The 15,757-nt window shown below is 47.0% G+C and carries 11 protein-coding genes; 5 read left to right on the top strand and 6 right to left on the bottom strand.

Going from position 1 to position 15,757, the window contains the following annotated elements:
* Window positions 1-51 precede the first annotated feature (51 nt).
* From QUB11_RS19335 to QUB11_RS19325, 3 genes are all read left to right on the top strand, one after another.
* Window positions 52-1,659 carry a Ycf66 family protein gene (locus QUB11_RS19335; protein WP_333391409.1) on the top strand — a complete coding sequence of 536 codons (1,608 nt, stop codon included), beginning with the start codon at window positions 52-54 and terminating at the stop codon, window positions 1,657-1,659.
* 206 nt (window positions 1,660-1,865) lie between these two features.
* Window positions 1,866-3,332, top strand: coding sequence for a cobyric acid synthase CobQ (gene cobQ, locus QUB11_RS19330; protein ID WP_333391407.1), 1,467 nt, complete (start codon window positions 1,866-1,868; stop codon window positions 3,330-3,332).
* Window positions 3,333-3,400: 68 nt separating this feature from the next.
* Window positions 3,401-3,637 carry a 2Fe-2S iron-sulfur cluster binding domain-containing protein gene (locus QUB11_RS19325; RefSeq protein WP_333239004.1) on the top strand — a complete coding sequence of 79 codons (237 nt, stop codon included), beginning with the start codon at window positions 3,401-3,403 and terminating at the stop codon, window positions 3,635-3,637.
* Between the two features lie 366 nt (window positions 3,638-4,003).
* Here QUB11_RS19325 and QUB11_RS19320 read toward each other — a convergent pair whose 3' ends face one another.
* Complete coding sequence (locus QUB11_RS19320; protein WP_333391405.1) at window positions 4,004-5,344, bottom strand: hypothetical protein; 1,341 nt, start codon at window positions 5,342-5,344, stop codon at window positions 4,004-4,006.
* 96 nt (window positions 5,345-5,440) lie between these two features.
* On the opposite strand from QUB11_RS19320, the gene QUB11_RS19315 reads away from it, so the two are divergent.
* Window positions 5,441-6,220 (top strand): SDR family oxidoreductase, encoded by a 780-nt coding sequence (locus QUB11_RS19315; RefSeq protein WP_333206260.1) that lies wholly within the window; start codon window positions 5,441-5,443, stop codon window positions 6,218-6,220.
* 223 nt (window positions 6,221-6,443) lie between these two features.
* On the opposite strand, the gene QUB11_RS19310 is transcribed toward QUB11_RS19315, so the two are convergent.
* The 5 genes from QUB11_RS19310 to QUB11_RS19290 form a co-directional block, all read right to left on the bottom strand.
* On the bottom strand, window positions 6,444-7,223 hold the full coding sequence (locus tag QUB11_RS19310; protein WP_333057868.1) for a photosystem II S4 domain protein: 780 nt from the start codon (window positions 7,221-7,223) through the stop codon (window positions 6,444-6,446).
* A 238-nt stretch (window positions 7,224-7,461) separates the two neighbouring features.
* Window positions 7,462-8,286 (bottom strand): SWIM zinc finger family protein, encoded by an 825-nt coding sequence (locus QUB11_RS19305; protein WP_333206262.1) that lies wholly within the window; start codon window positions 8,284-8,286, stop codon window positions 7,462-7,464.
* A gap of 96 nt (window positions 8,287-8,382) precedes the next feature.
* Complete coding sequence (locus QUB11_RS19300) at window positions 8,383-11,673, bottom strand: DEAD/DEAH box helicase (protein WP_333206263.1); 3,291 nt, start codon at window positions 11,671-11,673, stop codon at window positions 8,383-8,385.
* A 392-nt stretch (window positions 11,674-12,065) separates the two neighbouring features.
* Window positions 12,066-12,656 (bottom strand): Uma2 family endonuclease, encoded by a 591-nt coding sequence (locus QUB11_RS19295; RefSeq protein WP_333206265.1) that lies wholly within the window; start codon window positions 12,654-12,656, stop codon window positions 12,066-12,068.
* Window positions 12,657-12,737: 81 nt separating this feature from the next.
* Window positions 12,738-13,244 (bottom strand): hypothetical protein, encoded by a 507-nt coding sequence (locus tag QUB11_RS19290; protein ID WP_333206267.1) that lies wholly within the window; start codon window positions 13,242-13,244, stop codon window positions 12,738-12,740.
* 669 nt (window positions 13,245-13,913) lie between these two features.
* Here QUB11_RS19290 and serA point away from each other — a divergent pair.
* Window positions 13,914-15,497 carry a phosphoglycerate dehydrogenase gene (serA, locus tag QUB11_RS19285; RefSeq protein WP_333391402.1) on the top strand — a complete coding sequence of 528 codons (1,584 nt, stop codon included), beginning with the start codon at window positions 13,914-13,916 and terminating at the stop codon, window positions 15,495-15,497.
* Window positions 15,498-15,757: the final 260 nt, after the last annotated feature.

Genomic DNA, 15,757 nt, shown 5'->3' with positions numbered 1-15,757 from the left:
AGGTAGAATTAGCGCGTAGAAGTTATTTGACACAGCGGAGGTACCGACAATATGCTTGCATACATTCTGGCGTTGGCGGTCGGTCTAGGCAGCTTCAGTATTTACATGGCGGCCTTCTTTTTTCCAGAAGTTCACCGCAAAAGTGATTTTACGTGGAGCGGGGTAGGGCTTTTTTATGCGTTAATTTTATGGGCTTGTGCGGGACGAATTACTGGTGCTCTCCTGCTTGGTCAAATGGCGGGCGTGGCGATGTTGGGCTGGTTTGCCTGGGAAACTCTCACTTTGCGCCGGCAGGTGACGCCGATTGCTGAGCAAACGCCGATTCCTCAGTCGGCGAATTTGGCTGCAGCAGGCGTGCCGTTTACTGGCTTGTTTGCCAAGAAACAAGAGCCCGCAGCGAAAAAACCTAAGTTTGTTCGATCGCCCAAACCGAAAACTGATGTGGTTCCAGCACCCACTGTGGATAAGGGCGAGGTAAAGCTAGAGGAAAAACCGGCGATTTCCCCCATAGCTGAAAGTATTGCTGAAAGTTCGATCGACGAGCTAACGGCCGAAAGTGCGATCGCCCCTGACTTGAAAATTCCCGACTCAAAACCACCTGCAATTGCCGAAATACCAGTGTTTTCAGTCGAAACTCCTGCTGCTGAGACTTCACCAACCCCAGCAGAATTAGCCAGCAGCTTCACTCCTCTACCTCTACCTCTAGAAATTTCAGAAATTGCCGTTGCGCCAAGTGTGGAGCCAGTAGAGGCTCAGCCAGAGCCTCAACAGCAGCCAGAAGTCGATGATTTTGACGAGGAAACAGAATGGAGGACAGCCGTTAAAGAGTCGCAGGCGGCAGCGGCAGCGGCGGCGGCCCCAACTCCAACTCCTCCTAAACCAGCTAAAAAATCCGGCGGTTTCGGAAGTCTGTTCGACAATATCAAAAATAGTCTCGGCGGTATGTTGGGAAGAGGTACGGGTAAAAACAAGTCTGATGCAACTCCCCAGACGCCAAAACCCTCAGTGACTCCAGAATCGATCGCACCGGAATCTAAAATAACGGCAACTCGTGCACCGGGTATTGACCAAATTCTGGAATCCGAATTAGCCCAGGCGGCTGCGGAAGTTGCAGCCGAAACCAGCAAGACTGTTGTGGAAACAAGCCTTGGAGTGCCTTTTCCCAACGATGTTGAAGCAATGGCCGAGTTGATGGCTACAGAAACCGCGAGTTCTGACAAAATAGGGGACGGGACGATCGAAGAGCGATCGTCCGCTGACACCCAGACACCTCTGGCTGCGGTTGGTGAACCGGAAGCAGAAGCCCCTGCTGTATCTCTGGAAACCCAGACACCGCTGGCTGCGGTTGGTGAACCGGAAGCAGCAGCAGACGTAACGGAAGCAGAAGCCCCTGCTGTATCTATAGAAATGACTGTGGTGGAAATGGCAGCGCCTGTAGAGATAGAAATACCGGGAGAACCTGGGTTGAGCGTGCAGGTGGAAACGGTTTCAGTATCAGTGATCTCGATCGAATCTACAGGTGAAGAACTCTCTTCTGAGGCAGAACCAACTGAATTGAGTCCCCCGAATCCCCCCGATCAGAATCTAGTCGAAACTGCTAAACCAACCACTGAATCCAAGTCTGAGAATGTATCCGGCGAAGATAAGCCGTCATCTTGAGCCAAAAAGCAAAAGGTAGAAACCAGAATTTTTTTGATTCTGCCTTCTGCCTTCTGCCTTATTACTTTTTACTTTTTACTTTTTACTTCTTCCTTCTTCCTTCTTCCTTCTTCCTGACATCCGTTACATCCGTTATATCCGTTACATCCGTTACATCCGTTACAGAATCCGTTGCCGAACTTCCTTCTTCCTTCTCTTTTAATATTATGAAAGCAATTATGGTCGTGGGAACAACATCTCACGCAGGGAAATCTTTACTCGTGGCAGCTTTGTGTCGAATCTTTTCTCGGCGAGGCTGGCGGGTAACTCCGTTTAAAGGTCAGAATATGGCGCTGAATTCCTATGTCACAGCGGCCGGCGGAGAGATTGGTTACGCTCAAGCAGTGCAAGCTTGGGCTGCGGGCGTCGCACCTTGGGTAGAGATGAATCCGATTTTGCTCAAGCCACAAGGAGACATGACTTCTCAATTGATTGTCAAGGGCAGGGCGATCGCCAATGTGCGAGCATCTCAATATTACGAGCAGTATTTCGATATCGGCTGGCAAGCTATTCGGGACTCTTTAGAATTTCTCAAGCAAGAATTTGACATGATTGTGTGTGAGGGAGCCGGCAGCCCTGCTGAGATTAATCTCAAACACCGCGATTTAACAAATATGCGGGTAGCTAAATATTTAAAGGCTCGAACTTTGCTAGTAGTTGACATCGATCGCGGCGGTGCTTTTGCTCACATCATCGGTACTTTGGAATTGCTCGATCCCGACGAACGAGCTTTAATTAAAGGATTCATTATTAATAAGTTCCGAGGACAAAAATCGATCTTAGATCCGGGTTTAACTTGGCTAGAAGAAAGGACGGGAATCCCGGTAGTTGGGGTGATTCCTTGGATAGACGAAGTGTTTCCCTCAGAAGATTCTCTCGATTTGCTCGATCGGCGTTCTCCCAATTCTCAAACCGACATAAATATTTCGGTCATCCGCCTGCCCCGAATTTCCAATTTTACCGACTTTGACCCCCTGGAGTCGGAAACTAGCGTCACCGTCAAATATGTCAGCCCAAAAGACCATTTAGGCCATCCAGACGCCGTGATTTTACCAGGCTCTAAAACTACAATTTCCGATTTGCACGTGCTGCGCCAAACAGGTATGGCAAAAGCTATTCAAAATTATTTAGTAGCTGGCGGTACAGTCATGGGAGTTTGTGGTGGGTTTCAGATGCTGGGAGAAAGTATCACCGATAAAGAAGGCATTGAGGGAGAAAAGGGAGAATTTCCAGGATTAGGGTTGCTACCTTTAAAAACTGCGATGGCACCGAACAAAATTGCCCGCCAACGAATCGTAACATCTAACTATCCTCAACCGGGTTTACCAGTTTCCGGTTACGAAATTCATCAAGGAAAAACGCAAATCCTAGAGTCAGATTTGACTCAACCGCTATTTGACGATGCTAGTTTAGGCATTGTCAATACTTCTCAATCAATTTGGGGCACATACCTGCACGGCATCTTTGACAACGGGGCTTGGCGGCGAGCTTGGTTAAATCACTTGCGGCAGCAGCGGGGACTCCGTGCATTGCCTACAGGTATTCCTAATTACCGTGAACACCGCGAAACTCTGTTAGACTCTCTAGCAGATACTGTGGAAAAGCATTTAGATATAAAGCATATTTTAGGTTAATTAGTTAACTGTTGACAGTTGACAGTTGACAGTTGACAGTTGTTTGTTATAGTTGAGGTTCAAATTCAATGACAAAAGTTTGTTTTTTACCAGATAATGTGACAGTTGAAGCTGAACCAGGAGAGCTTTTGCTAGATGTAGCCAAACGTGCAGGGGTTTCTATTCCTACTGGCTGCCTCATGGGTTCTTGTCACGCTTGCGAAGTAGAAATTGATGGCGGAGATACGATTTGTGCTTGTATTTCCGGCATCCCTTCGGGGAAAAAGCAAGTGACAATTAATCTGTATGTTGACCCGAATTGGTAATTTGTTAGTAGTCAGTTGGCAGTTGGCAGTTGGTTGTTGGCATTAGTCATTAGTCATATTATGTCCGGTCGAGCGAGATCGATTTTTGTAGGGGCGGGTTTACCAACAATACCTGCGAATAATTGACAATCTCAAAAACCCGCCCCGACCAGGATATTATGGTTAATCGATCGGACATGATATGAGTCATTAGGATCGCGAATTAAATAATTTACACTCTTGAAAGTGGGGAGTAGGGGTTGGGCTTATAGCCCGCCCTTTCTGGACGGGCGGGACGCCCATCCCACAAGAACCATCACGCATTGTAAGTTATTTAATTCTCATTCCTTAGTCAACAGTCAACAGTCAACAGTCAACAGTCAACTGCTAATTTTTTTGCCATTCTTGCTGTTTCTTGCGAGCAGATTGCAGCCATTTTTGGGATTCGGGATAAACCGTTGTGCCTGGTTTGACGGATTCTAATTGATTGATAATTTCTTGCAAGTGGCCGAGGGCGTAACCGGGATTTTGACGGGGAGAATTTACATTATTTTGCAAGGAAGCAAACAAGCTCTTAGCCTGGTTCAAAGCTTCCACTGACTCTCTCTCTGCTGTCAGTCGAATCTTTGTAGTGCCTAAATTATTTTGATATTCAGCTAGTTTTGTTTGAGCGTCAAGATAGCCCGGATTATCAAATGTAATTTGGCTGAGTCTCTCAATGGCAGCTTGCCACAAATCTGCTATTTTTTGCCAACTTTCTGCTGAATGGGGCGGTTTCTGGGATGCGACGGCGGCAGTTAAGGCAAATTCTTTTGCTGCTTCGATTAAGTTGTCCGCACGCACCGATCCGGTGGCTACACCGCCCATTGCTTTAAAATCTCTCTCTGCAGCTTGGAGTTTCTGCTGAGCCCTTTCTCCCGCGAGGGTGTCGGCGGGAATTTGATTGAGTAGGTCGATCGCACTTTGCCAATTTACCGTCGCTTTTTGTCTATCCGCAGCCGTTTTTGCTTGCTGATACTGCTGTTTCGCCGCGTTGAGAGTTTGTTCGACTTGATTTAACTGAGTAAAAGCATTTTTTTGCTGGAAAATCTGAGCCTCCATCCGCCCGACCTTTTTGCGGGCGGCTTCAAATTCATCGACTGTAAACCGCCAACGGCAGCGGAAAAATTTGCAGTAAGTTTGTGGATAGTAGCCGAGGAACCACACCGGTAAGGCGTCGAGGTGTTTTTGAGCCTCTTTTGCTTTAATTTCGCCCAAGTCAAAATCAGCGACAGCAGTGGCTTTATTCACCAGTTGATCGGATTGTTCCACAAGGGCGATCGCCTGCCGGTAATTGTGATCCATACTCCTAAAACTCGGCAGCAATAATATCGGCATTGTTTTCGCCACGGGCAAGCGAATCAGGGGAAAAGGTAGGTTAATCAGCCAAATTATCCCCGCTGCACTTCCCAACAAACTCCCAGCAAAGATGATTTTACTGAACAATCCGGGCGGGCGGTTGGCTTTGACGGCTGCTGTGAGAGCTTTTTCGCTGAAGTTGGGAAATTCGTCTTTGAAGGTATCGCGGATTTCTTCTTTTGAGGCGAAAGTGCCATTTTGCGATCGTAACTTCTCCAACCGCTTGAGTACCATCCGTCGGTAGACATCACCGCCTAGACTATCAGCCGCCGCGCACTTGTCAACTTCTGCCCGCAAAATTTCAAAAGCTCGATCGGTAAGACGCGCCATAAAACTCACCTATTCCCTTTTAATTATTTTACAGGTTTCAGTCAAAATAATTGTTAAAATATATAAAGTTTATATCAAATAATCCGAATTAAGTTCATGCCCACTGCTTTAATCACCGGTGCTTCTGGCGGAATTGGTGCAGCCTTTGCCGCCGAATTAGCCAAACGCCAGCACAATCTAATCTTGGTAGCTCGTTCCGAAGACAAATTGCAACAGCTAGCTGCTCAACTGCAACAGGAATTCAATATTTTGGTCGAAATTATCGTTCAAGATTTGACCGCACCAGGAGCCACAAATGCTGTATTTGACGCGGTTGTTAAAAAAGGTTGGACGGTTGATTTGTTGGTGAACAATGCGGGTTTTGGCGATTACGGTGCTTTTGCCGATCGCCCGCTTGGCAAACAACTAACAATGGTGCAACTAAATATTGTAGCATTAGTTGAACTCTCGCACTTATTTTTGCAGGGAATGCGGCAGCGAAAATCAGGAAGTATTATCAATGTTGCCTCGATCGCAGCTTTTCAACCGATGCCGTACTTGTCGATGTATGCAGCGACTAAAGCTTTTGTTTTAAGTTTCAGCGAGGCGCTTTGGGCGGAAAACAAAGATTTAGGAATTGGCGTTTTGTGCCTTTGTCCAGGGCCGACAGAATCGGACTTTTTTGCAGTAGCTGAATTTCCAAAAGCTCTAGCATCCAGCAGCGGACAAAAACTCGTTCCTGCTGCGGAAGTAGTGCGAGATGCTTTGAAAGCTTTAGACAAAAATGAGTCTAATGTTGTCACAGGAGGAATTCCCAATCAAATCATCGTAAATATGCCTCGATTGATGCCGCGAGAACTTTTGGTGAAGTTGGTAGAAAAGGTGTTTCGGCGTTAATTTTTTGCAGGAAAGGCCGCCCGGACATGATATTACGGGCTAATAGCGAAAGTCGGTTGAAATTGAGATATTGCACCATTCTCAAGAACCTGTTTGAGAACAGGCAAGATGCCTGTGCCACTAAAAAAATTAGGTATTGTGGGGAGTAGGGGTTGGGCGTCCCGCCGGCCTTTGGAAACTTATTGGCAGTGGTGCAAAATATGAGTTATACCAATTCCCAGAATTACAAATATCGAGTTAACTGGACTCGATAGCGTTCCTTCTTGGTAACAGCAACTTCCCCAATTTCCAATCTTCCCTTGCCCGTAACAGCAATTAAATCTCCCGACTTGACATTATAACTAGCTTGAGTAACGTCTTTCCAGTTAACTCGCACGTCACCGCTGCCAATTAAATCGGCCATTTTGCTGCGAGACATTGCGAATCCAGCCGAGGCGACAGCATCCAATCTCATGGATGCTTCAACCGTTGTCATTTCTTTCTTTTTGGGTTCTCTAATTTTGAGTTCGCTCAACTCAATGCGGCGCGTTTGTACAGGAACCGATCGCACTTGTTGCAAACTCATCTCCAAATACTCTACCATCTCAGGCATGACAATGGCTTGCGCGCCGCGTTCTCCCAAAACAATCACATCGCCGGTTTTCTCCCGGACAATTCCCGTACCCAACATCGCCCCCAAAAAGTCGCGGTGAGAAGCTGTATCGAACAAGAAATTGCCAGCGATTTCTACCGCAGCAACGTTAACGCTAGCAGAGTCGATCGGGATATCCGATCGCGCGATCGCAATTCTTTGTCTTTCAGCTTGCGGGTAGCCGCCCCAAGCCACTAATTCCACGTCAGTTAAGCGCTTAAATACCGTCAGAGTGTCCGCCAATTCTGGAGGCGACAGAAAATCAGTCAGAGTAACTTCCCAAGTTTTAATTGCTTGTTCCGCTTGGTCGATCGCCCGCGCGACACATTCGCGGTTTTCGATGCCTTTTAACAGTTCTTCTCTTTGTAACATCAGTCAATTTTAGATTCTAATTTGAAATTGCCAAAGCTTGCTGTAACTAAAAAGTCTACTTTTTTAACAGTCGCACTACTTTAATTATAGTCTAAAATCATCAAATAACGATCGTATGATTTTAGTTGCTGGTAAAGCTGATATGATGAGCACGATTATTGTACCAAATCTATGAAGTCTTCGAGTTTAAGTTTTTGCAAGAGCTCGATAGAGTATGGCAGCAAAATTGTCCACCCAACTACTTATTCTTCTTCACCCGCAAATACAGTTCTTCCATCGCCTCAATAAACGAACCATCCTTGTGCCAAAACTGTGGAAAATCTCCCTGTTTCTTCACCACGATCGCACTTACCCCACTTGGCGCTGCCACCTCAATCGTCTGCGGCAATCGCTTCGCACCATGCCAAAACTCTTTCAGGCTGACCGTTTGCGCCTCACTGGCGATCGCCTGCGTGTAATAGGAATCCACCGCCACAGGGGTCGCTGCATCAGCCGTTAACTCGGCAGAAAGCGCCAAGCCCAAAGGCGTTTTTGCCAATTCGCGGTGCAGCACTTCCTTAGAAAGCCCCCGTAATTCAAACAGCAAAAATGGATCTTTGTCCAATTCGGCCGCCACCAAATAATAAACTCCGGCAATATGTTTGCAGGGATTGCTATAGTCTGGGCAAGAGCAAGTGGTTTTAAAGTCCTCGCGGCTGCTGGGTAAAAGGTGCAATCCGAGGGGTGCAAAAGCCTTTTCAATATTGTCGGGCATTTCGTTTAGCAGCAGCCGAGAAAGGAAGCTGGCTTTCGATGCCATTTGGGCGATCGCCATTTGCCACTTTTCCTGACTAATTGGCTCAAACTCAATTTGAGTTGTGTACAGAGGCTCCTTATAAACCCCAAAATAAGGATTAACCGAGCCTCTCACCTGTGCCATCACTAACCCATCATTCATGCCAAAGCTTTTTACCTTGCCGTTTCGTGCATAGGCACGTCCCCGCCCGAGTCGCCCAGAATCAGTAAATCTTTCTAACGCATCGATAAATTTATTGCCCCACCAAGTCCGAGTAAATTGTGACATAAGCTGTTCTGCATTTAAATTGTATATTTCGATGACAATCAAAAATCCTCTCCCTCTCTCCCCCTCTCCCCCTCTCCCTCTCTTATGTTGTTTCTCCTAATCTAAAACTGCATTTTTATTGAGCCTAATTAATTTCTTAAATGCCTCATTATCCAACTCAGTCAACCACGACTCATCAGCACCAATAATTGACCCTGCCAATTTCTTTTTGTCCTCAATCATTTGGTCAATCTTTTCTTCCAAAGTGCCAATCGCCACAAACTTATGCACAAACACATTTTTTTGCTGTCCGATCCGAAACGCCCGATCCGTCGCCTGATCTTCCACCGCCGGATTCCACCAGCGATCGAAATGGAACACGTGATTGGCTTTTGTCAGCGTAATTCCCACGCCGCCCGCCTTCAGTGACAAAATAAATACCGAAGGTTCAGACTCTGGATCTTGAAACTCTGAAATCATCCGTTCCCGTTTTTCGCGACTGGTTCCCCCGTGGATGTAGTAAGTGTTGTAATGTAGCGTTTGTTTAATATATTTTTCCAACGCGCTTCCCAGTTCTGTAAACTGCGTAAATACCAATAAACTTTCGCCTTCTGCTTTGACTTCCTCAATCATCTCGATCAGCCGTTCCAGTTTGTGCGATCGCTCTGGTGTAAACTCACTTTCATCTTGCAAAAACTGGCGCGGATGGTTACAAATTTGCTTCAGCTTCAGCAGTGTCGCCAAAATCATCCCCTTGCGCTTCATCCCTTCCGCCGCGTCAATTTCTTGTTCTACCTCTTTGACGATCGCTTCATAAAGCGAAGCTTGCTCGCGGGTGAGATTGCAGTAGAGCTTTTGCTCCACTTTGTCGGGGAGATCCTGAATAATCGACTTATCGGTTTTCAGACGGCGCAGGATAAAAGGTTCTACTAATTTTTTGAGCGCTGCAGATTGCGTGCGACTCCCATGTTTTTGAATCGGTAATTCAAACAACTTCCGAAACTGCGCCTCTTTACCCAAATATCCGGGATTGAGGAAATTAAAAATTGACCATAAATCCAGCAATCGATTTTCCACCGGTGTTCCCGTCAATGCTAGTCGATGGGTAGCGGGTAACTTTAAAATCGCCTTGGTTTGCGCCGCTTTGGGATTTTTAATATTCTGGGCTTCATCAATTACCACGCGATGCCACGCTACGCTGCTCAACAGCTTCTCATCTTTTCGCACCAAGGTAAAGGAAGTAATCAACATATCGCAACCTTGGACGGCGGCTTTAAATGCTTTGGCATCTTGCAAACGTTGAGGGCCGTGGTGAATCAGCGATCGCAATTCTGGAGCAAATTTTTCCATTTCCTTTTGCCAGTTACCAACTACGGATGTGGGCGCAATTAGCAGCGTGGGTAGAACCGAAGGTGCGATCGCTTTTTCTGTCTCTTTTTCTGTCTCTTTTGTAATAGATAAAACTTCCCGCTCTTGCAATAATCGAGCAATTACCTGCGCCGATTTACCCAAACCCATATCATCGGCAAGACAGCCATTTAATCCCAAACTTTCCAAATAACTCAACCAAGAAACGCCGCGCTTTTGGTAATCCCGTAACTTGCCATGAAACTTTGCCGGATCTGCAATTAACTCTAACCGACTCTTATCGTTCAGCTTCTCCAACATATCCGATAAAGCCCGATCGCGCTCCACCTCTAACTCTTCACTAGCTTCTCCTTCTGCCGTCAACTTCATAAAGTCAATCAAGCTGACATCGGGATTCTCTTCGCGATGTTTTTGCCAAAAACTCAGCATCTCCTGCATTTTATCTTTGTCCAGTTCCATCCATTGTCCTCGGAACTGCACCAGCGGTGTTTTGCTATTTACTAACGCCTGCCATTCTTGTTCGCTAACCCGTTCACCCCCGATCGCCAATTCATATTGATATTCCACCAAGGAATCCGCCGAAAACAATCCTTTGCCCTTGATTGCAGCGCTTTTGCTGCCCTTCCCTTTGACTTGCAGGCGAATCTTTGCCCGCTGTCGTCCCTTCGGCGTCCACCAAGCGGGGACAATCACTTTATATCCGGCATCTTCTAATACCCAAGCGGACTCGCTGAGAAAGGTGAAAGCATCATCTAAGCTGAGGGTAATGTTAGCAGGTTGGTCGGTTTCTAGCCCTTGCCAAAGTTGGGGATAAATGCGGGCAGCGTAGCCGAGATTTGTCAGCAAATGTTGCTCAAAGTTGTCTCCGAATTGTGTTTGCAACTGTTTTTGTTGAGTCGATCGCGATCGCCAATAATCCTGCAACGGCAGCCGCAGAGATGGGTCTTTTTTCGCAGCCACCTGAAACTCTAAAACCCAAGGCTGTTCGGGGTTTTCGGGGGATTGTAGTTGAAAGCAGAGGGAGAATGAGTCAGCAGATTGATTGCGCGTAATGCGATCGCGCCAGGTTTGCCATTGCCGGTATTGTTCAAGGCTTACTCGCGCGATTTTTCGTGTTTGGTTGAGGCAGATTTGGAGTAAAGAATCCGCAATCTTATTTTCAAACGATGCTGGGATAGGGGTTTGAGTGACAATTTCCGCGATCGCACACTCGGAAAAATGCCGCAGCAACCGTTCGCGATCGTAGAACTTTGGTGTATCTTGTAGCTGGATCTTCCGAAAACCGGACACACAAACTAAAGGCATCCATTCAACATAGCGTTGTAAATCAGTTTCGTACTGTGTTGAAACAATTTCCCATCCCGGATAAATCTCAAAGCTGGGTTCAATTTTGGCAGGTGTTTTTGGAGTTTTTGCAGTTGTTTTGGTTTTTGTCTCGCCCGCTTTCTTACGCCCGCGCGTGGCTTTCTCAGCGGGTTCGGATGTTTCGATAGGTGCGATCGCGATCGGAGCAGTTTCTCGATAGCGCAACGCCGGAATATAATGATCTTTCAGAACAATTTGCTTAAAACTTTGGGTGTAGTGATACCAAAATAGCAAGTCTGAACCAAACTGAACTTCTGCTAAATCGTAGAGGGCAAAAAAATGCAGATCGTTCAATACTTTAGTCAAAGTGTGGGTGGCGATGGACACACAATCAACTTCCCAATACTCCAACTCAAATGTTTCGGGTAACTCTGTCTCTAAATATCGCGCAAGTTCTAAAGAGGGCAAAGGCTGGTTGTCGGCAGTGGGAAGTAAAAAATACCGAGGGACGATCGCGTATTCTCGCCCCATCGCACTTGTATTGCTGACTGCTGACAGTTGAATCCCGGCTTCTTTCGTTAGAAACTCTCTTAACTGTGCCGTCTCCAATTGTCGGGGATGAACCTTAGCAGGCTGTTTTTTCTTTTCAGTGGTTTCAACCCAAAGACAAAAAGTTCCACCTTGAACAAAACTCTCTTCTGTTTGAGGAATCCAAGTCCCGTGGAGGATTTTCATAGGTTATACCAAACGCAACCTTTGGCAGCCTATCATATCATGAATGAGTGGGAAAAGATAAGACGGCGGTTGAAACCGCTGCTATACAAACGATGTCCGCATCCGCAGACTAAAGAGAATAACGTAATTTTACCGCGCTATATTTAACCCGCGTCGGCGGGTTTTGCTTGTGTAGACGCGGTTTCAACCGCCGAGTCCTCTTTAACCACCCTCTGCGGGTTTGGACTTGATAGATGCAGTTTCAACCGCCGAGTCTTATTAGACCTCTTGCAAAAAATCCTTTTCATCAATTGATAGGACGGGCAATATGCCCATCCCACAAGAAAAAATAAATTTTGTGGGATGGGCATCTTGCCCGTCCTAATTATTTTTGCAAGAGGTCTATTACAAATTTAGAAAATATCAGTTAAATCCAACACAAAACCGGGTAGTACATCTTCACCGGACAGAGTTGCAGGCGAGTCTAAAATTTCCACATCTGAACCTTGACGGGAGATTTCTACTTTTCTATTTTTGCGATCGAGCAACCATCCCAACCTCGCTCCATTTTTCACATATACTTTCATTTTAGCCCGCAATTTTTCTAGCGAGTCAGTAGTCGAACGCAATTCCACCACAAAATCGGGACAAATCGGCGCAAATTTCTTTTTTTCTTCAGCAGTTAAAGCATCCCACCTGTCGCGCCGAATCCAAGCAGCATCGGGAGAAATATCTGTACCGTCGGGCAGCTTAAATCCAGTTGAAGAATCAAAAGCAATTCCCAAATGCTTATTTTGTCTGCTCCAAGATTGAAGTTGATAGGATAAGTCAATGTTGAAATTACCAGTTTCGCTACCCGTAGGTGGCATAATAATCAATCCTCCACTAGCAGTCCGTTCAAATCTTAAATCCCGGTTGTCAATACACAACTGAAAAAACTGCTCGTCAGTTAATTCCAGCGTTAATTCTAGGGGAGAATCTAGGGGGATAGTTTGTGATTCCATAACTGCCTCCAAATATTACACGAGTTGAATGTCAACAGTCAACAGTCAACAGTCAACAGTCAACTGTTAACAAACAAATAACTAAGTCTCTGTATAACCTTGGATATTTTCCGGTTTAAACTGCTGCAAAATCTTCGCAGCTTTCCCAGTCAAATCATCAGTACCCTTAACCGCAATCAAAAATTTACCGGCATTCAAACGGTTGCGGTAGGGCAAAGCATCGCCACTACCAAAAGCCATACCGCCGGCGCCTCCAACAAACACACTGCCCATCGCAGCGGCGATCGCACCGAGTACGCCGCCGATCGCGTGATCGCCAATTTCCCCCGCCCAGGCAAAAGTCTTCAACTGAGTAATCAAGCTGAAAGTAACCCCAGCAATAAAGCCAAAGGGAATCAGCCAAATAGCCATGAGTTTAGCTTGTTTCTTCGCTTGCTGGTTCGGGTCGATCAAGCCAAATTCATCAGCAGTTTTGTAGCCGCGGCCCAAAATACTCACTTGCTTCATGGGCAAGCCTTCTTTTTCGAGAGCACAGTAGGCAGCTTCGGCTTGAATTCGATCGGGCAGTACAGCGATAAGATAATTCATAAAAAATACTCGGTAAGTGGGAAACGAGCGTGGCTTTAGCCCGCTAGTGGAAAACGACCAGGCGATTTCAATCGCCTTAATTCCCCTTACGGGGCACAGAGGGAATTTAATACAACCTCTCCGATTTTTTGAGGTATGGTTGCCTCAACTCCCTTGCGGGGTAAAGTTAGCCTCGCCAATGTTATAAAGGCTTGTTAGGCTGGCAGCACTGTTTCAGTGACTTTAAAACTGTTTAACCACCAGCGACAGAGCGGGGGACTAGCTTCGCATCCCAGGGTGTCATGACCTAAATAACGTAGTCAGTTAAGACTGAGGCTGGTCAGTACAGCTTGCTTTGATTGCTCTTACAAGCTCAGTGGCTTTAGCCCTGAGTTACTGACTAGAAAACAATTCCTGATAGTTAGGCTTGAATAGCCAAAGTCTATTGTAGACCGAAAAGACATACTAGCTAAGCAGTTGGAGGATTTTAACAGGGTCGTAAAGTCCGATCGCCCGCAAAGCTAAAATATTTCATGCAAAAAACGGCCGACCTTGACCGAATACAGATACAATTCAAACTGCACAAAGGCAAGCTTGAGCTGAGCTGTTAGATACTGCTCTAAGTGTAAGTCTCAACTTTGAGCTCGCCAACGCTCGGTCTATTTTTACTATTGCACTCAATTGCTTGCTATGCCTAAAGTTCTAGTATCCGATCCGATCGACCAAGCCGGAATTGACATCCTCTCCCAAGTCGCGCAAGTTGACGTAAACACAGGACTCTCAGCCGAACAACTGGTAAAAATTATTCCAGATTACGACGCTTTAATGATCCGTTCTGGCACCCAAGTTACCAAAGAAATCATAGAAGCCGGGAATTCACTTAAAATTATCGGCAGAGCCGGCGTCGGCGTAGATAATGTCGATGTACCCGCCGCTACCCGCAAAGGAATTGTAGTCGTCAATTCCCCCGAAGGCAACACGATCGCCGCCGCCGAACACGCCCTCGCCATGATGCTCTCGATGTCCCGCCACATCCCGGAAGCTAACGAATCCGTCAAAGGGGGTAAATGGGAACGCAACCGCTTTCTGGGCGTAGAAGTTTACAAAAAAACCCTCGGCATCGTCGGTTTGGGCAAAATCGGCTCCCACCTCGCCGCCGCAGCCAAAGCAATGGGCATGAAACTGCTGGCCTACGATCCCTTCATTTCGACCGAAAGAGCCGATCAGTTGGGCTGCCGCTTGGTAGAACTCGAACTGCTGATGCGCGAATCCGACTACATCACCCTGCACATCCCCAAAACGCCGGAAACCCTGCACTTAATTAACGCTGAAGTGCTGTCGAAAATGAAGCCCACGGCCCGCATCATAAACTGCGCCAGAGGCGGCATCATCGACGAAGCAGCCCTCGCAGAAGCCATCAAAGAAGGCAAGATCGCCGGCGCAGCTTTGGACGTTTACGAACACGAGCCGCTGCAAGCCGATTCCCCGTTGCGGAGTGTCGGCCAGAACATCGTGCTGACGCCCCACTTGGGAGCTTCCACAGCGGAAGCTCAGGTAAATGTGGCGATCGATGTTGCTGAACAAATTCGCGACGTGCTGTTGGGGCTGCCCGCGCGATCGGCTGTCAACATACCAGGAATTTACCCAGACTCGATCGAAAAACTCAAACCCTACCTGCAACTCGCCGAAACCCTAGGCAACCTCGTCAGCCAGCTAGCCGGAGGCCGAGTCGATTATCTCAACGTTCAACTGCAAGGCGAATTGGCCAGCAACCAAAGCCAGCCCGTAGTCGTTGCCGCCCTCAAAGGCCTACTCTCCCAAGCCCTGCGAGAGCGCGTTAACTACGTCAACGCCAGCATTGAAGCCAAAGAACGCGGAATTCGCGTCGTCGAAACCAGAGACGCCTCAATTCGCGACTACACCGGCTCCCTGCACCTCTCGGCTAAGGGAACCCTCGGCGAACACACAGTCACGGGTGCTGTGCTCGGCGAAAGCGAAATTCGGATTACCAGCGTTGACGATTTCCCGGTCAACGTTTCCCCCACTCACCATATGCTGTTTACCCTGCACCGCGATATGCCGGGGATTATTGGCAAAATTGGTTCCCAATTGGGCAGTTTTAATGTCAATATTGCCAGTATGCAGGTAGGCCGTAAAATCGTGCGAGGCGATGCGGTGATGGTTTTGAGCCTCGATGACCCTCTACCAGAAGGGATACTGGCTGAGATCCTAAAAGTTCCGGGAATTCGGGATGCTTACACGGTAAATCTTTGACGGATTTAGGAGTTTAGATTTTGGATGCCAGGGCTGATAATTGGTAATGGGTAATTGGTTATTGGTCATTGGCCTGAAAGCGGGAATTTTTCTATTAGCCAATCCTCCTTCCTCACTCCCCAGTTCCCAGTCTCCAGTTCCCCTGGGCCAATCTAAAATCTAAAATCTAAAATCTAAAATCGTTGACCCTCTACCAGAAGGGATACTGGCTGAGATCCTAAAAGTTCCGGGAATTCGGGATGCTTACACGGTAAATCTTT

The sequence above is a fragment of the Microcoleus sp. B6-A1 genome (assembly GCF_036705085.1).
Lineage (GTDB): Bacteria > Cyanobacteriota > Cyanobacteriia > Cyanobacteriales > Microcoleaceae > Microcoleus.
Note: the sequence above shows the minus strand (reverse complement) of the source record. Positions and strands in the feature narration are given on the sequence as shown.